The sequence below is a fragment of the Cellulosilyticum sp. genome, from assembly GCF_982396655.1.
Genome location: NZ_CEVXFV010000003.1, coordinates 126366 through 143203 on the forward strand (window position 1 = coordinate 126366; position 16838 = coordinate 143203).

A 16838-nucleotide genomic window follows, 5' to 3' on the forward strand; every position below is an offset into this window, starting at 1 on the left:
TATTATAGCACGACTTGACGTGATAAAAAAGTCATCTTAATGGGTATAAAGGATAATTTTACTTGTTTTATTCATTGTTTCTCCTTCAAGTGGAAATTGTGCCCCAACTTCTTCTCCTTCACCATTTACATCAATAGTTATACTCTGCTCCTTTGCAAGTTCCTTTGCATCTTTTAATGTAAGCCCTACAAAGTTAGGTGCTGTTATTGTTTGTACTTCTTCTAGCTGACTTTCTGTTTCATTATAAACAGGTTCAATACCTATGTATGGTAGTGCGTTAGAAAGTATTTCATTCATAACAGGTCCTGCGATTACACCGCCATAGTAAGTACCTTGTGGCTCATCAATAATAACAAGTGCTAAGATTTGTGGGTCCTCTGCAGGTGCAAATGCTAAAAATGATGCTGTATACTTGCCGGAACCACGAGGTAATTTTTGAGAAGTTGCGGTCTTCCCACCTATACGATAACCTGGAATATACGCCTTCTTACCGCCGCCTTCAGAAACAACAGTTTCTAGTATCTTCTTCATTCTTTCACTAGTTTCAGTAGAAATAATTTGTTCACCTTTTCCATAATCAAAAGTTTCTATCACTTCTCCTGCATCATTAATTATTTCTTTTCCCACATGAGGTGTAATAGTATACCCCCCATTAATAGCTGCCGAAGCACCTCTTAAAAGTTGCATAGGTGTGATTTGAAAAGATTGACCGAAAGACATTGTGGCAAGTTCTACCGGCCCAATATTACTCTTACTATGTAAAATACCTATAGCTTCACCAGGCAAGTCAATATTGGTCTTAGATTTGAATCCAAACTTTATCATATAGTCATAAAATTTACTTGCCCCAATACGTTCTGCTACTTCCATAAAAACTGGATTGCAAGAATTTTGAACACCTTGTACAAAAGTTTCATCACCATGTGAACGCGGACTACGCCAACATTTAATCGTACGTCCTGCCACCACCTTGCTACCTGTACAAACGAATTTACTATTTTCATCAACTACATTTTCTTCAAGTCCCATCGTCGCTGTAAAAATTTTAAAGGTTGAACCTGGTTCATATGTATCATTAATCGTAAAGTTACGCCACATCTGATTAAGATATTCTTGTTGTTCCTTCTGTGTATACATACTCCAATTATTTTTAAGCTCTTCATTATTAATTGTAAAAGGATCATTTAAGTCAAAATCTGGTTTTACAGCTAAAGCATATATTTCACCATTTTGTGGATTCATCATAATAATCGCACCACGTTTGGCATTCTTCATGGCCACTACACGTTCCAAAGCTTGTTCGGCATATTCCTGTAGTGTAATATCCAGCGTTGTCACAAGATGCTCCCCATTCTTAGGATCAATCCTAACCTCTGCTTCATCTTCTCTCCTTTCACCACTACCGTTTGTCTCCATTAATATTTTTCCTGGTGTTCCTTTTAAATAGCTATCATATTTTACCTCTAGACCTATAATCCCCTGATTATCCTTTCCAACAAAACCAAGGGTTTGAGATGCTAATGTATTATAGGGATAATACCTCTTAGAGTCTTCATCAACCTTAACTCCTGGCAAATTAAGTTCTCTTATTTCATCTGCTATTTTCTTGTCTACCTTCGTTGCTATTCTTTCAAATGCTACTTTCTTTGTTACCTTCTTGTAAACTTTATCATAGTCCATCTCTAAACGTTCAGATAAAGCTTTTGCCACCATCTCTGGGTCTTCAATTTGGGCATGTACCACACCAATGGTAGCAACAGAAGCACTCTTTGCAAGCACCTCCAAATTTCTATCATAAATAATCCCTCTAGTAGGTGCAATGGTACGGTCTCTTGTTTGCTGTTCTGAAGCTTTATCATCCAACATTTTACCCTCTGCTATTTGCACATACCCTAAGCGAATAGACATGCCCACAAAACCTAACGCAAAGCAGCCCATTACAATAAGAATTCTTTTTTTCAGTAAAACTGAGATGCCTTTATACATACAAAAACCCCTCCTTTAAAAGTTGTCTTACCTAAAGTTTATTTTAAAGGAGGGGTCATTATGACATTATTCAGTTGTTTTAACAATAACTTGGCTATTTTTTTCTATCTTAGTTCCACTACGTGGAATCTGACTAGTGATTTTGCCACTACCTGAGCCCTGAAGTACAAAGTCCTCGCCCAGTGCTGCTTTAGCTTCCTCTATGGTCATTCCCATAATATTGGGTACAGCCAACACATTTTTAGTATCTTGGGTTTCAACATATATCTTAATCTTCGCCCCCTTAACAGCTGTTTCTCCTGCTTTAGGGTATTGAGAAGTTACTGTATTTCCAACACCTACAACTTCATAGTCTAATTCTGAACCAAATAGCGTATTGATTGCTGTATAAATATCTTTGTTACTTACATCTGGAATACTACTTGTTTTCACCTCATCTGTTGTCGCATTGTCACTAAGTTCAATTTCAAGATAAGGTAAAATATTTTCCATCATCTCACTAAATGCTTTAGCTGGTGCACCTGTTCCTTCTGGAATATTATCAAGTGTAATAAGTCCTACTACTTGAGGATTATTAATTGGGGCATAACCAATGAAAGAGAGTACATAATCCCCCTCTATACGACCTAACTTTTGAGCCGTACCAGTTTTACCACCAATATCATAGCCATTTACAGCTGCTGCATTACCTGTTCCAGTATCTACTACTTTCTTCATATACGCAGCTACTTTCTTAGAAGTTTCTGTAGAAATCACCTGTGCACGCACACGTCTTTCATGTTCATATAAAACTGTATTATCGGTATCCCTTATTTCTGATACTACATAAGGTTCTACAAGATATCCACCATTAACAACTGCTGAAAAAGCATTAATAAGTTGAAGGGGTGTTGCTGTAAATCCTTGTCCCATTGAATATGTTGCCTTTTCAACTGGACCTAACTTACTATGTAATAAACCTGCATTATCACCTGGCAAGTTAACAGATGTTTTCGCTCCGAAGCCATAACGTTTGATATAATTAAGCACAACTTCTGAATCCATCTTTTTACTGATTTCAATCATACCTACATTACAAGAATTGGCGAGTACATCTTCTATCGTTTGTACCCCATGTCCACCTGCTTTCCAGCAAGGAATCCTTGTATCTGCTACTGTAATAGCACCTGTACAATTATAAGTTTCTGTGCCATCTATAATACCCTCATCCAAAGCTGCTGCTACAAATATTGGTTTAAAGGTAGAACCTGGCTCATATGTATATTGAATCCCACGATTAATCCATGCTGCATTAAGTTTCTCATATTGCTGCTCACCAGTTAGCTTGTCCCAAGTCTCTTCACCTAACTGCATACTTAAGTCATTATAATGATTCGGATCAAACTCAGGATAAGAATACATCGCATACACTTCACCTGTATTCGGATTCATAATGGTTGCAGAAGCATTTGCTGCACCATATTCTTCAATATACTTACGCATAGTTGTTTGCACATATTGCTGAATAATTTCATCTACGGTAAGCTTAACCGTTGCCCCGGCTTTACCTTCTTGTGTTTCCTTCGTTACAATCTTAGAGTCCTGATATTGAGAAAAGATACGTCCTGGTACACCAGCTAAATACGTTTCATACTGCTGTTCAATACCATATTGTCCCACACCATCTTTATTATAAAAACCAAGAAGCTGTGCTGCTAATGTTTCCTTTGGATACTTGCGGATATAAGTTTTCACCAAACTTACCCCACCTAATTCTCCAATTGTCTCACCTACTTCAGTGTCAATATTTTTAGCCAACACTTTATAACCTGAAGTAGGATTTGCCTCTACTAACTTTTTAATCTCCTCAGCAGTTTTTCCAACTACTGGTGCTAACTTTTCATAAATTTCTTGACGTTTATTTTCATCTGTAATGGTTAAAACATCTTTAGGACTTAAAATAACGTTATAAGCAAGGACACTTGTTGCCAATGTCTTATTATTACGGTCTACAATCGCACCACGTTGCGCCTCTACATCTGTCTCACCATTAATCATACGATTTGCAATAACCTTTTTATACTCTTCTCCATGCACTGCTTGTATATACGCCACCCTACCAAATAAAAAGCACATGCAAAAAATAAAACAAAGACCTATTACAAGAATTCTACCATTCATACGTGGTCTAGCTGGTAAGGTAGTCTTTTTTCTTTTCTTATGTCTCTTCATACTTTTACCTACTTCTAATGATCGTATACAACATAACTATCTTTTTGTAATTCAATATACACGATTTGATGTGCCATTGGCTCACTCATACCAAGTTCCTTTGACGCACGCTCTCGTATATAATCTAAATTAAGTTTTTCAGACATCTTAGCTTCTGTTAAACTAATTTTACTTTTAGTATCTCTAATTTCATTTTTAATAACTCTTAACTCTTTTTGTCTTGCGCTAAACTCAGCATATTGATGAATATAAAAAAATGAACCTAAGAAAACTAAGAGTCCACATAAAGAAACGTGCAACGCAAATCCAACATCTATTTTTTTTACATGCTTATTTCTACGTGAAGGTGTACGCGAAGGCGTTTGCAAAGGCGATTGTACATCATAATCATGTGCTGTACTACCATATTGATAGCCATAACTTCCTTTGAGCTTCTCTTCCATCATTCACTCCCCCTTTATTGATGGCCCTTCAAAATTATATTTTTTCCACAATCCTTAGTTTTGCACTTCTAGAACGTGGGTTAACCTCTATTTCCTCATCTAAAGGTAAAATCGGTTTACGTGTAATGACCTTTACCTGTGGCAGCTTGCCACAAACACAAACTGGAAATTCCTTTGCACAAGTACATGGATTTTCTAATCTTCTAAAAGCTTGTTTTACAATACGATCTTCTAATGAATGGAAAGTAATAATACATAGCCTTCCCCCTGATGCTAACTTGCTAACTACATCTTCAATAGTTGGCGCAATAATCTCAAGCTCGCGATTTACTGCAATCCGAATAGCTTGGAAAGTACGTTTTGCAGGATGTGGACCATCTTTTCTTGCACCTTGAGGAATAGCTTTTTTGATAACATCAACAAGTTCATAAGTTGTCACAATAGGCTTCTTAGCTCTTTCTTCTACTATAAACTGTGCCACGCGTTTTGCCCAACGTTCCTCACCATATTCTTTAATAATACGGTACAATTCTTCTTCTGGCATTTCATTAACAACATCATATGCACTATATTTGCTATCTTGATTCATACGCATATCAAGTGGTGCATCGTGCATATATGAAAAACCGCGGTCTGCTTCATCTAACTGATGTGAAGATACACCAAGGTCAATAAGCATACCATCAATCTTCTCTACACCTAAAGACTCTAATACACTTGCTGTTTGTTCAAAATTGCTTTTCACAATACTTACTTTAGCTTTTACATCTTTTAGTCTCTCTCTAGAAACTGCTAGTGCATTGTTATCTTGATCAATCCCAATAAAATGGCCTTCTTCTGATAAATGACTACATACAACACTTGCATGTCCAGCACCACCTAATGTGCCATCTACATAAGTACCATTAGGTTTAATTGCTAAACCTTCAATACATTCATTCAATAAAACTGATACATGTTCAAACTTCATTTCATCACCTTAAATTCCTAACTATTCCATTTACTTAGTTGACACCTTAAGCTGCCTTATTATAACTAATCTCCTTTTGCTCCCAACTTCTATACGATTTTTCATGTCTATAAATACTATGTCTTTTTCAATCTAAGAATATACCTTGAGATATAAGGCAAAATAAATCAAGTATTTAGAAGCATTTTTAGCTTTTAAACAAAAAGGGTATAGTGATACCCATTTTCTTATATTTTATGACTTTATGGATAAAATTTCAAGTTAAATTTAAACAAATGTTCATTTTACTAGGCTACACATTATTTCTATACAAAAAAGCACCCATTAAATGTATAATCTTTCATTTAATAGATGCTTAATAAATGCTTCTTTATTATTTTATACTACATGTGACATGCCTAATGATTAGACATATTTTTGTAATACTTTACAATTTCTTTATCTAACTGGACACTAAGTTTATAAGCTGCACCACTTCTGCACCCTTTAGGCCCTGATGTTACAAGGAGCCGATTTAAGGCTTCTTGCATAGCTGCAATGCTATTCTTTCTGTTATTCATATTAATCCCCCTTAATAATAAAACAAAACATTTTAAATATTTTTATTTTTTCTCTATAGAGGTATTATAAAACATAACATGGAAGAAAACAACATTTATTTGTATAATTTGTATGAAAATTTATACTTTTTTCCTTCTTCGACAAATCATCATACCAATTATTCCCATAATTACTGATAATATGGCGATTATTTGAGAAATTGGGAAGTTAATTACAGGTACAATTAATTGATCCGTACGTAAACCTTCAATCCAAAAACGCCCCACACCATATCCCGCTAAATAAAGGAAAAATAATTCACCTGATGCTTTACGATATTTGCGGTAGACAAATAACAAAATAAGTACGCCTATATTCCAGCATGATTCATAAAAGAATGTTGGATGTACTTGAATATATGTTTGTCCAAATGCTGTTTGTAGATGATTTAATACATCCTGTGAAATAGGGAGTTTCGCTTCACTTTGTAAAATACGCATTGCTAAAGGATTTTCTGTATAACCGCCAAAAGCCTCTTTATTTACAAAGTTACCATAGCGTCCTATAATTTGTCCTACAAGCAATCCATAAACTGCTATATCTGTAAACTTCCAAAATGAAATCTTCTTATATTTCGTATAGATGACAGCTACAATTAATGACATTATGATTGCACCATAAATAGCAATACCACCTTGTCTAATATTAAAAATTTGCTTAGGGTTTGTACTATAATACTCCCAATTAAATAGCACATAATAAGCTCTTGCGCCTATCAATGCGAAAATAATATCATACAGTACAAAATCTGTCATAATTTCAGGATCTACATTTTCTTTCTTTGCAATATAAACTGCCATTAAGGTTCCCAATATAATTCCAGAAGTAATGATAATGCCATACCAATAAATAGACACCCCAAAAACCTTAAATGCTATAGGGGAAATATTAAATGATAAATTAAGATGTGGAAAATATATATTTGGCATAATTCTCCTCCTTTTGTTTTTTCTCATTATATGCCATTTGCCTCCTGATGTAAATGAGGTATAAATCTTTCATTTTCACTTATACTACTCTTAAAAGGAGGTGTTAAGATGCGCCAAAAGGCACGACATTATCGCGCAGTGCAACGCCAAAAAGAAGCAGAAAACATAGATGAACTTTATCCTGTTTGTTTAGACTACACTGCTCTAGCCGTTATTACAGGGCTTGCTACTTTTATCGGACTTTTAATAGGATTATGTTTATCGCATAATAAATAAAACTGCATTTTATTGCAGTTTTATTTATTATGCGATAAACTATACTATGGATGTTAAAAAAACTAACATATCAAAGCCACTTATTATTTTAAGAAATAATAAATGAGGAAGGATGAAACATATGAAACTCGGAATCGTAGGGCTTCCTAACGTAGGAAAAAGTACTTTATTTAATGCCCTTACAAAAGCAGGTGCAGAATCTGCAAACTATCCATTCTGTACAATCGAACCTAACGTAGGGGTTGTTGCTGTACCTGATAAAAGATTAGAAGTATTACGTGAAATGAATAACTCACAACGCGTATTACCTGCTGCTATAGAATTCGTTGATATCGCTGGTCTTATCAAAGGGGCTAGTAAAGGTGAAGGTCTCGGAAACCAATTCTTATCACATATTCGTGAAGTAGATGCTATTGTACAAGTTGTACGTTGCTTCGAAGATGAAAATATTGTTCATGTTGATAAAGTAGTTGATCCAATCCGTGATATCGAAACAATCAACTTAGAACTTGCTTTCGCTGATATGGACGTTTTAGAACGCCGTATTGCAAAATCAGCTAAAGCTGCAAAAGCTGATAAAACAGTTGCTGCAGAAGTTGCTATTTTACAAGAAATCTATAGTGTACTTGAATCTGGTAAAGCTGCACGTACACTCTTAGGTGAAGATGAAGAAAAAGATGCCTTTATCACATCTCTTGGTCTTATCACTGCAAAACCAATGCTTTATGCAGCAAATATCTCTGAAGATGATTTAATCGGTGGTATTGAAAATGAATATGTAAAACGTGTACGTGAATTTTCTGCTACAGAAGGTTCTGAAACATTTGTAATTTGTGCTAAGATCGAACAAGAACTCTCTGAACTTGATGAAGAAGAAAAAGCAATCTTCTTACAAGATTTAGGTCTTGATTCAACAGGCTTTGATCGTTTAGTAGCAGCAAGCTACAAGCTTCTTGGTCTTATCAGTTATCTTACAGCTGGTCCACAAGAAGTTCGTGCTTGGACAATTACAAAAGGAACTAAAGCACCAGGTGCTGCTGGTAAAATCCACTCTGACTTTGAAAGAGGATTTATCCGTGCAGAAGTTGTTAACTTTGATGACCTTGTTGCTTGTGGTTCTTACACTGCTGCCAAAGAAAAAGGCCTTGTTCGTCTTGAAGGTAAAGAATATGTTGTTCAAGATGGTGATATCATTCTCTTCAGATTTAACGTATAAAAATCACTTAAAGATATCATAAAAAATGCTACTTCTCTATTAAACGAAGTAGCATTTTTTATTAGTCTTCCATTTGATGATATTTTTCTTCAGTCTCTGCAGAGGCTTTTTCTGTCTTATGTCCTTTGCTCTGTGTCCCTTTGTGATCTGTAAAACGTGATACAAACTCTGGTGCTTTAGATACAAGACCTGGAATCATATCAATAAGCTTTGTAATACTATCTTGAGATCTTGTATTAATAAGTTGTGTTGTACCATTTTGAATAACAAGCATTGCACTAGGTGTAATTTTAGCACCTACACCACCAGCTCCAGCGCCACTTCCACCTTCTACATTTTTTTCACGTTCTTTTCTACGTTCAGTAAAATTATTACTTTCTGTAGAACCTGTAGCCGCTGCAAAACTTACATCTACAAGTGGTACTAAGATCGTATTATCAATATGAATAGGTTCTCCTACTACTGTTTTTGTTGTAATAAAATTTTCTAGTTGACTCATTAATCCATTTAAATCTTTATTAATCTTATTTTCCATCTTTCTCTTCCTTTCTTATCCTTAATATAAGTCTTATATACTCTCTTACTACTGGTCGGCACAAGAAAATTACAATACGCTTTAAAATGCCAAAAAGGTTAAATTTCCCCTTTGCTAAAAAGCCTCCCCATATGCCGTTTCTTTCAAAATCACCTTTTACAATACCATGCTTATAATATAGCGGATATAACATTGTAAGTTTTGCAATTAACTCTCCTGTCTGTGCAGGGTCCTGGCCACCTATGATTACTTCATATGACCACTCTCTGGGTAAAATATATTTGATAATGCTTTTTACAACATACCAAACTTCCTTTATAAGCCTCCAAAAATTTTTTTCAAAAAGAAGTTCTTTAATTTGGTGTCTATCTAAATTCTTAGCAAAACTTTTTGTCTCATTTGTAACCTTATGAACTGCTTCTTCACTAGTTTCCTGGATATCTTCCATCACTGGCGTATCAATTTCTTCTTCATTTACGTCATGACTAGGCCTAGTTTGCTTAACTTTTGTTTTTTCCTGCATACTCTTTTGTGCTTGCTTCTTCATAGGCTGTAATGCCTTTTTAGAAATTTCATCCTTTGGGCCTTTATTTGTTTCATGCGCTTTAGGATGCTTCCTTGTAGAGGCTTGTTCTTTCTCAGCTTCTTCAATCTCACCTTCATAAAGCAGCTTTCCAAAAGCCTTAATTTCATGTTTTTTATAATCTTTTTCTAGACAAAAGCGTCCACGAATCAAACCTAAATACGTGAACTTAATATCATATATAAGTTCATCATATTTTTCTAGATACACTTCATATGAAATAGGGCATATAAGTATAATAAGTAACCCTAAAATAAGTAGGATGAGAAGTGCTAAGAGTACAACAAGGATTATTTTTATTATTAGCCATAAAATACTCATTATACACCTCTTCTCTTATGTTTTTAGGCTTTCATAATCTTGCGCTTTTTGATTATAAATGGCATCAATCAGCACTGCTACTTGAGCTACTGCAGCTTTTTTTGAGTGCGCTATACCCACCGCATAGCACTTTTCATGTTGCTGTTTTATTTGATGTGGTTCTAATATTTCAAATAACCACTGCTTCTTACTCCCAGTACAAATGATATAGCCATCTACACTGCACTTATTATAAAGTTTAAGGCGCATCGTCTGCCATTTATTCCATTTTACTTTTTCATCAATCCATATATACTTTGATATTCTCATTGGCATGCCTTTTCCTTAATTATTTTACTTTTATACTATTCACAGTAACTTGTTATATTATACCATATTATATTTTTTTTTGCTTGAAATTTACCTTTTATTTTCTTCTACTTACGTATATAATAACATGAGGTTATTTTTATAACTACTAAATCTATATTCAAAAAATAGAAAGGATTAACTATGACAGAAGGATTAACTATAAACGATTTTTTCACTAACTTCTCACATAACTCATTGTATATTAGACTGGCTGCTAGCCTTTTCTTACTTATTGCTTTTTTAATCTGCCATCGCTTACTAAGCCGTTTAATGGTCCGATTAGTTTCACGCATTGAAATTAAAAGTACACGTATTGATTCCAGTCATTTTGATAAGTTACAAAAACCTTTTAATTATTTATTTTTGACTACAGGTCTTTATATTGCGTTAGCAATTTCTCCACTTGTAATTTACAACAGCATTACAGTAGAGTCTTTTTGGTTTATTAGCATTCCTATTAGCATTATTCCTTTTAAAATGCTTACTAAACTTTATGCTGCACTGACAGTTGCATTTATCACCTGGATTTTATATCTTCTAGCACATATCTACGAAGAATTTCTTAATAGTTTAAATCTCAAGTTACCATTTATAGATAACTCTTTATTTCTTCGTTTTACTTGTCGTATGACACGTGCAGCCATTGTAATCATAGGTGGTTTTATTTCTCTTAGCTTTATCTTTGACAAACTTCCTACCGTTCTCACAGGTGTAGGAATTGGAGGGGTTGCAGTAGCCTATGTTTCTAAAGATGCCCTCTCAAATATTTTCTCCGGCTTATTACTTATGCTCGATAAACCTTTTGTAATTGGTGACTGGATTGAAATTATTGGTCTTGAAGGTGTTGTTGAAGATATCAGCTTTAGGAGTACAAGACTACGTACTTTTACCCAAGGTCAAGTTGTTATTCCTAATGCGCAAATCAGTAATGCAAACCTTATTAACTGGACGCGTATGGAAAAACGTCGTGTTAAATTCGACTTAGGCATTGACTATAATACTTCTATTAAAGATTTAAACTTATGTATGTCAAGAATTAAAGAAATTCTCAAAAAAGATCCTGATGTAGAAAATGAAACTTATATTGTTGCTTTTGAAAACTTCGGCGATTATGCCCTTAATATCCAAATTCTTTATTTTTCTATGCATACAAGTTATGCACCTTATTTAGAAGTAAAGGAACGTATTAACCTAGAAATTCTCAAGCTTTGTGAAGAATTAGGTGTTACAATTGCCTTTCCTACTCAAACACTTTATATGCAAAAGCAATCTAATTAACTTCTAAACAAATAATAAAATTTAATTTGTATATTAAAAAAGCTTAAGGCATATGCCTTAAGCTTTTTTGTGTTAACCAAATCTATAAGCCGGGTTCTGTATTAAACAGTCATCTATCTACGCCAATAGTTACCTATTGACTCTAGCGACCTACCCAAAGACTAGCGAGCCACTATTAGCGTCTTTCTATACGGTCTTGCTCCAGGTGGGGTTTACATGGCTCCCCTAGTCACCTAGGGGACGGTGAGCTCTTACCTCGCCTTTCCACCCTTACCTACCTATGCGGTAGGTGGTTTATTTCTGTTGCACTATCCTTAGAGTTGCCTCCACTGGGTATTACCCAGCACCTTGCTCTGCGGAGCCCGGACGTTCCTCAAGTATCTTCTTTCGAACTGATACGTGCGACTGTCTGATTTACTTAACAGCTCATTTAGTATAATTTATTTTTAGATTCTTGTCAACTAGGGCTTATTCAAAAGAACTGCCTCCTACAAACTCTCGCAATAATGAATTTGTAGGAATCTCTGAACTATCCATCACTAAAAAGTATTCAAAGAATTTTAAAATACGCTTTGCCTCTGTATAATAAGGTGAATCGTATCCTACTCTAAACAAAAGTGGTTCTGCTTTAGCTTTTAAGGCCGCTAATTCATATATAAGTACGGTATTAAACATGACATCTGCTTCTTCTTGAAATGGAAAAATATTTTTTTCCTCTCCTCGTCTTACAGAAGCCCAACGCTCTAATGTTACTTCTGGCGAAGTCCCGCGATAGGCATTATCCCTCACCATACGTCTAATCAGCCTTGTATCTGTTGTAGGAATACGATTGTGTTCATCTATGTTGAGCTGCGTTAAACAACTTACATAAACTTTATATTTATTTTCCTTTGGAATAGCATAACTCAGCTTCTCATTTAAACCATGAATGCCTTCTATTACAAGAATATCTTCTTCACCTAAATGCATTTTATTGCCTTTGTATTCTCTTTGTCCTAACACAAAATTAAATGTAGGAATTTCTACCGTCTCACCTGCAATAAGCTTCTTCATATGTTCATTGAATAAATCGATATCTATTGCTTCTAATGCCTCAAAATCGTATTTTCCCTCTTCATCTCTTGGCGTATGCTCACGATCTACAAAATAGTCATCTATAGATATCAAATGTGGTTTCATTCCGTTAACGCGAAGCTGTACACAAAGTCTTTTAGCAAACGTAGTTTTACCAGAAGATGAAGGTCCAGCAATAAGCACCAACTTTACAGCACCTTTTTCAGCAATCTTATCCGCAATGCTCGCAATTTTCTTCTCATGAAGTGCTTCTGAAATCTTAATGAGTTCATCTGTTTTACCTGATGCAATCACATCATTTAATGCACCCACCATATCTACACCTAGAATACGTGCCCATTTTTCTGATTCTCTAAAAATATTTGAAAGCTTAGGCTGTGATTTGAATTCTGGCAATACATTTGGATTCTTTTCATCTGGGAATTGTAAAATAAATCCATAGGCATAAGGAATCAGTTTAAAAAGTTTAATATCTCTCGTATTACGTAGCATATAACCATAAAAATAATCTTTTACCCCATCTAGCGTATACATATTAATTGTAGAAGTTCGACGGTATTTAAAAAGCTTAATCTTATCTTCTTGACCATGAGCCTTAAAGTACGGCATCGCCTCGGCAATGCTCATAATTGACTTTTCAATTGGTAATTCTTGAGCTACCATTTTTTTCATTTCAAATTCAATTGCTTTAATATTGTCTTCTGTACAATAACTTTCATTTGTAAATTCACAGAAATACCCACCTGTAATATGGTGATTAACTAAAATGTGGCACTCTGGTACAATACGTTTAGCTGCTGCAATAAGCAAAAACGTCGTACTGCGTTGATAGACACGCATCCCATCTTTTTCACTTAAATCAATGAATCTAAAATTATTTAAGTCTGTCTCTACTTTAGAAGAAAGTTCTTTTAGATTATGTCCTGCTTCTCCTAACATGATAGGATAAGCATATTGACTTTGCATCTTATCTGCAACTTCTCCTAAAGTAGTACCTTTTTGAACTTCTAATACCTCACCGCTTTTAAACTGCACTTTTACCTTTGTCATTTGAAATTCCCCCTACATTATTTAATCATTAAAGTTTCTCCATTTACATTTGAACAAACTACTTCTAATGTCTTTAGATTTTCTTTTAAATAACTACTGATATGCTGCATAGCAATATTTTCAGAAGCATAGTGCCCTATGTCAATTACTGGAATGCCCATTTCCTTTGCCATCTGACCTTTATGAAATTGCATATCACCTGTAATATATACATCGGCCTTACGAGCTGCTACTTTGATATACTCACTGCCACTTCCTGAACAAATTGCTACCCTACGAATAGGTTTCTGATACTGCTCAGTAATACGCACATAAGGGATTTGAAATACCTTTTTAATTTCACTTATGAAATCTTCAAAGCTTATAGCTTCCTTACAGCACCCTACTCTCCCTACACCATAAGGTTCACTCAGATGAACTAGGTCATATACATCATAGGCAACTTCTTCATAAGGGTGCACAACCTTAATTTTTTCCATCAATGTACTTACTTCATCTTTATAGGCCATAAATTCGATTTTATTTTCAGCGACCTTTTCAAGTACTCCCTGTGTACCTATAAATGGTTTACTTCCTTCTAATGGCATAAATGTCCCTTCACCATTGCTACTAAAGGTACATCCTTTGTAATCACCTATTTTACAACTATTTACTGCTACAATCTCTCGACGTACAGCTTCTAAATGTGTCACTGGTACATAAATGGCCACCTTACAAAAACTGCGACTGCCTGTCACAGCAAGTATTTCCAAATTTTCAAGTCCAAGAAGCTCACAGAGATAATCATTTAGGCCACCTTTTGCAATATCATAATTCGTATGCATACTATAGACTGCAATGTCATTTTGAATGAGTTTCTTAATCATCTTCCCTTTGCTGCTATCTAAATTTAAATTTTTCATAGGTGCAAAGAAAAATGGATGATGGCTTACAATACACTTTGCACCTTGTTTTATAGCTTCATCTACAACTTCTTCATTTACATCTAAAGCACATAGTACTTTTTCTACTTCTACTTCACGACTGCCTACCATAAGTCCTACATTATCCCAGCTTTCAGCTAAGTTACATGGTGCCAGTGTTTCTAGCACCTTTATAATTTCTTTTAACTTAGGCATCCAATCACCTCTTTTATTTGTGCGATTTCTTTCTCTAATTCTATCATTCTAGCTGCTGGTTGTTCACCTTGCTTTTCTTTTAAATGACTTTTAATCTCTTCAAGTTTTTTCATTTTCTTTGTAAGCCATTCTTTAAATAATGGTAATTTCTTTTCAATAAGACATTTACCAAAAAGATATTCATATTCTTTATCATAAGCTTCTTTGCCTTTTTCTACAACTAAAATTGTATAGTATTTATCATCATCTTTGGCAAAATCTTCTGTTACAATTTTAAAATCATTGTCATGTAAAAATTTTCTTACCTGATCAATATCCTGTTGAGGCTGTAAAATAAGACGCTCAGCGGCTTTTACGACTGGCATAGCCGCTTTTAAAATATCAATAATGAGATAACCACCCATTCCTGAAATCATAATCACATTACCATCTTCTTCTGTAATACCTTGAAGACCACTTGTTTGCTTAAGTCTAATATTCGAAATACGGTACTTGTCTATATTTTGCTGTGCCTTTACAAGAGGCCCTTTATTAATATCCGTTGCCATACAGCTTGTTACTATATTATTTTTAATTAAATAAATAGGTACATAGGCATGATCTGTTCCTACATCAATCACACTGCTACCTTGTGGCACATATTTTGTAAGTGTTGCTAAACGATTTGATAATTGCATGTTTCACCTCTTGTTATACTTAAATCTTTCTAAGCGGCTATGTAGCCTTTTATAATATCCTTATAGACAACAATAGAAGTTGGCTATAAAGACAACTTCTATCATAATATTTATTCTTATTCTAAATAGTCTTTGAGTTTTTTACTACGACTTGGATGTCTAAGCTTTCTAAGCGCTTTCGCTTCAATTTGACGAATACGCTCTCTTGTTACACTAAACTCTTTACCTACTTCTTCAAGTGTACGTGCACGACCATCATCAAGACCAAAACGTAAACGTAATACTTTTTGTTCTCTCTCTGTTAATGTATCTAATACTTCAATAAGTTGTTCTTTTAATAAAGTGAATGCAGCCGCTTCTGCTGGTACTGGAATATCTTCATCTGGAATAAAGTCACCTAAGTGGCTATCTTCTTCTTCACCAATAGGTGTTTCAAGTGAAACTGGTTCTTGAGAAATTTTCATAATCTCACGTACTTTAGAAACTGGCATTTCCATACGTTTTGCAATTTCTTCTGGTTGTGGGTCACGACCTAATTCTTGGAGAAGTTGACGTGAAACACGCATTAATTTATTAATTGTTTCCACCATGTGGACTGGAATACGAATCGTACGTGCTTGATCGGCAATAGCTCTCGTAATAGCTTGGCGAATCCACCATGTTGCATAAGTACTGAATTTAAATCCTTTTGTATAGTCAAATTTTTCAACGGCTTTAATTAAACCTAAATTTCCTTCTTGAATAAGGTCTAAGAACAGCATGCCACGTCCTACATAACGTTTTGCAATACTTACAACAAGTCTAAGGTTGGCTTCAGCTAATTTTTTCTTAGCTTCTTGGTCGCCTTCTTGCATTCTTTGAGCAAGGACGATTTCTTCTTCCGCAGAAAGAAGTGGTACTTTACCGATTTCCTTAAGGTACATACGTACAGGGTCATCAATGCTGATACCATCTGGTAAATTACTAAAATCGATATCTGTATCATCAACTTCGATTTCATTTAAATTACCAATTACATCAATATTCTGTGTTTCAAGATAATCATAAATTTGTTCTATTTTGCTAGGTTCAAGCTCCATATCTGAGAAAACGTCATTAATATCATCCTGCTCTAAAACACCTTTTTTCTCTTTAGCAATATTTATAAGTTGATCGAGCTTCGCCTTAAATGCTAGCTTCTGTTCTGCTATATCTTTCACTATTATCAATCCTTTCTCCTG

16 protein-coding genes and 1 other RNA gene are annotated in these 16838 nt (G+C 34.7%); 3 read left to right on the plus strand and 14 right to left on the minus strand.

The features are described 5' to 3' along the window. Nucleotides 1–36: 36 nt before the first annotated feature. From AC1VAQ_RS02435 to lgt, 6 genes are all read right to left on the minus strand, one after another. Entirely contained in the window at nucleotides 37–1986 is a 1950-nt protein-coding gene (locus AC1VAQ_RS02435; protein WP_302596148.1) for a penicillin-binding transpeptidase domain-containing protein, read from the minus strand. A gap of 66 nt (nucleotides 1987–2052) precedes the next feature. Continuing rightward, entirely contained in the window at nucleotides 2053–4197 is a 2145-nt protein-coding gene (locus AC1VAQ_RS02440; RefSeq protein WP_302596145.1) for a penicillin-binding transpeptidase domain-containing protein, read from the minus strand. A 14-nt stretch (nucleotides 4198–4211) separates the two neighbouring features. Beyond that, on the minus strand, nucleotides 4212–4643 hold the full coding sequence (locus tag AC1VAQ_RS02445; RefSeq protein ID WP_302596143.1) for a hypothetical protein: 432 nt from the start codon (nucleotides 4641–4643) through the stop codon (nucleotides 4212–4214). A 31-nt stretch (nucleotides 4644–4674) separates the two neighbouring features. Next, nucleotides 4675–5610 carry a 16S rRNA (cytosine(1402)-N(4))-methyltransferase RsmH gene (rsmH, locus tag AC1VAQ_RS02450; protein WP_302596142.1) on the minus strand — a complete coding sequence of 312 codons (936 nt, stop codon included), beginning with the start codon at nucleotides 5608–5610 and terminating at the stop codon, nucleotides 4675–4677. A 398-nt stretch (nucleotides 5611–6008) separates the two neighbouring features. Continuing rightward, entirely contained in the window at nucleotides 6009–6170 is a 162-nt protein-coding gene (locus tag AC1VAQ_RS02455; RefSeq protein ID WP_303243830.1) for a Spo0E family sporulation regulatory protein-aspartic acid phosphatase, read from the minus strand. Between the two features lie 120 nt (nucleotides 6171–6290). Then, nucleotides 6291–7139, minus strand: coding sequence for a prolipoprotein diacylglyceryl transferase (gene lgt / locus AC1VAQ_RS02460; protein ID WP_302596139.1), 849 nt, complete (start codon nucleotides 7137–7139; stop codon nucleotides 6291–6293). Between the two features lie 108 nt (nucleotides 7140–7247). Here lgt and AC1VAQ_RS02465 point away from each other — a divergent pair, with 108 nt between their 5' ends. After that, nucleotides 7248–7415 carry a hypothetical protein gene (locus AC1VAQ_RS02465; RefSeq protein ID WP_302596137.1) on the plus strand — a complete coding sequence of 56 codons (168 nt, stop codon included), beginning with the start codon at nucleotides 7248–7250 and terminating at the stop codon, nucleotides 7413–7415. Nucleotides 7416–7536: 121 nt separating this feature from the next. Further along, nucleotides 7537–8631, plus strand: coding sequence for a redox-regulated ATPase YchF (gene ychF, locus AC1VAQ_RS02470; protein ID WP_302596135.1), 1095 nt, complete (start codon nucleotides 7537–7539; stop codon nucleotides 8629–8631). A gap of 61 nt (nucleotides 8632–8692) precedes the next feature. On the opposite strand, the gene AC1VAQ_RS02475 is transcribed toward ychF, so the two are convergent. From AC1VAQ_RS02475 to AC1VAQ_RS02485, 3 genes are read right to left on the minus strand one after another with little or no spacing between them, the layout of a single operon-like run. Beyond that, nucleotides 8693–9166, minus strand: a complete 474-nt coding sequence (locus AC1VAQ_RS02475) for a GerW family sporulation protein (RefSeq protein WP_303243831.1) — start codon at nucleotides 9164–9166, stop codon at nucleotides 8693–8695. Continuing rightward, nucleotides 9156–10070, minus strand: a complete 915-nt coding sequence (locus tag AC1VAQ_RS02480) for a hypothetical protein (RefSeq protein ID WP_302596132.1) — start codon at nucleotides 10068–10070, stop codon at nucleotides 9156–9158. Before AC1VAQ_RS02480 ends, AC1VAQ_RS02475 begins: the two co-directional genes overlap by 11 nt. A gap of 15 nt (nucleotides 10071–10085) precedes the next feature. Next, on the minus strand, nucleotides 10086–10385 hold the full coding sequence (locus tag AC1VAQ_RS02485; RefSeq protein ID WP_302596130.1) for a hypothetical protein: 300 nt from the start codon (nucleotides 10383–10385) through the stop codon (nucleotides 10086–10088). A gap of 177 nt (nucleotides 10386–10562) precedes the next feature. On the opposite strand from AC1VAQ_RS02485, the gene AC1VAQ_RS02490 reads away from it, so the two are divergent. Further along, nucleotides 10563–11699 (plus strand): mechanosensitive ion channel family protein, encoded by a 1137-nt coding sequence (locus AC1VAQ_RS02490; RefSeq protein ID WP_303243832.1) that lies wholly within the window; start codon nucleotides 10563–10565, stop codon nucleotides 11697–11699. Between the two features lie 69 nt (nucleotides 11700–11768). Here AC1VAQ_RS02490 and rnpB read toward each other — a convergent pair. The 5 genes from rnpB to rpoD form a co-directional block, all read right to left on the minus strand. Beyond that, an RNA gene (rnpB, locus tag AC1VAQ_RS02495) (RNase P RNA component class A) lies at nucleotides 11769–12120 on the minus strand. A gap of 47 nt (nucleotides 12121–12167) precedes the next feature. Next, nucleotides 12168–13823, minus strand: coding sequence for a nucleoside kinase (locus AC1VAQ_RS02500; protein WP_302595362.1), 1656 nt, complete (start codon nucleotides 13821–13823; stop codon nucleotides 12168–12170). Nucleotides 13824–13840: 17 nt separating this feature from the next. After that, nucleotides 13841–14941 carry a Nif3-like dinuclear metal center hexameric protein gene (locus AC1VAQ_RS02505; protein ID WP_302595360.1) on the minus strand — a complete coding sequence of 367 codons (1101 nt, stop codon included), beginning with the start codon at nucleotides 14939–14941 and terminating at the stop codon, nucleotides 13841–13843. Continuing rightward, a complete protein-coding gene (locus AC1VAQ_RS02510) occupies nucleotides 14929–15618 on the minus strand; it encodes a tRNA (adenine(22)-N(1))-methyltransferase (RefSeq protein ID WP_479903437.1) in 690 nt (229 codons plus the stop codon). Before AC1VAQ_RS02510 ends, AC1VAQ_RS02505 begins: the two co-directional genes overlap by 13 nt. Nucleotides 15619–15734: 116 nt before the next feature. Further along, entirely contained in the window at nucleotides 15735–16808 is a 1074-nt protein-coding gene (gene rpoD / locus AC1VAQ_RS02515) for an RNA polymerase sigma factor RpoD (RefSeq protein ID WP_302595374.1), read from the minus strand. Nucleotides 16809–16838: the final 30 nt, after the last annotated feature.

What these genes read in the sequence shown, in the direction of transcription:
- AC1VAQ_RS02465 (WP_302596137.1), top strand. Translation starts at nt 7,248, where the DNA reads ATGCGCCAAAAGGCACGACATTATCGCGCAGTGCAACGCCAAAAAGAA.
- ychF (WP_302596135.1), top strand. Translation starts at nt 7,537, where the DNA reads ATGAAACTCGGAATCGTAGGGCTTCCTAACGTAGGAAAAAGTACTTTA.
- AC1VAQ_RS02445 (WP_302596143.1), bottom strand. Translation starts at nt 4,643, where the DNA reads ATGATGGAAGAGAAGCTCAAAGGAAGTTATGGCTATCAATATGGTAGT.
- AC1VAQ_RS02475 (WP_303243831.1), bottom strand. Translation starts at nt 9,166, where the DNA reads ATGGAAAATAAGATTAATAAAGATTTAAATGGATTAATGAGTCAACTA.
- rsmH (WP_302596142.1), bottom strand. Translation starts at nt 5,610, where the DNA reads ATGAAGTTTGAACATGTATCAGTTTTATTGAATGAATGTATTGAAGGT.
- AC1VAQ_RS02505 (WP_302595360.1), bottom strand. Translation starts at nt 14,941, where the DNA reads ATGCCTAAGTTAAAAGAAATTATAAAGGTGCTAGAAACACTGGCACCA.
- AC1VAQ_RS02455 (WP_303243830.1), bottom strand. Translation starts at nt 6,170, where the DNA reads ATGAATAACAGAAAGAATAGCATTGCAGCTATGCAAGAAGCCTTAAAT.
- lgt (WP_302596139.1), bottom strand. Translation starts at nt 7,139, where the DNA reads ATGCCAAATATATATTTTCCACATCTTAATTTATCATTTAATATTTCC.
- AC1VAQ_RS02435 (WP_302596148.1), bottom strand. Translation starts at nt 1,986, where the DNA reads ATGTATAAAGGCATCTCAGTTTTACTGAAAAAAAGAATTCTTATTGTA.
- AC1VAQ_RS02485 (WP_302596130.1), bottom strand. Translation starts at nt 10,385, where the DNA reads ATGCCAATGAGAATATCAAAGTATATATGGATTGATGAAAAAGTAAAA.
- AC1VAQ_RS02490 (WP_303243832.1), top strand. Translation starts at nt 10,563, where the DNA reads ATGACAGAAGGATTAACTATAAACGATTTTTTCACTAACTTCTCACAT.
- AC1VAQ_RS02480 (WP_302596132.1), bottom strand. Translation starts at nt 10,070, where the DNA reads ATGAGTATTTTATGGCTAATAATAAAAATAATCCTTGTTGTACTCTTA.
- AC1VAQ_RS02440 (WP_302596145.1), bottom strand. Translation starts at nt 4,197, where the DNA reads ATGAAGAGACATAAGAAAAGAAAAAAGACTACCTTACCAGCTAGACCA.
- AC1VAQ_RS02500 (WP_302595362.1), bottom strand. Translation starts at nt 13,823, where the DNA reads ATGACAAAGGTAAAAGTGCAGTTTAAAAGCGGTGAGGTATTAGAAGTT.
- AC1VAQ_RS02510 (WP_479903437.1), bottom strand. Translation starts at nt 15,618, where the DNA reads ATGCAATTATCAAATCGTTTAGCAACACTTACAAAATATGTGCCACAA.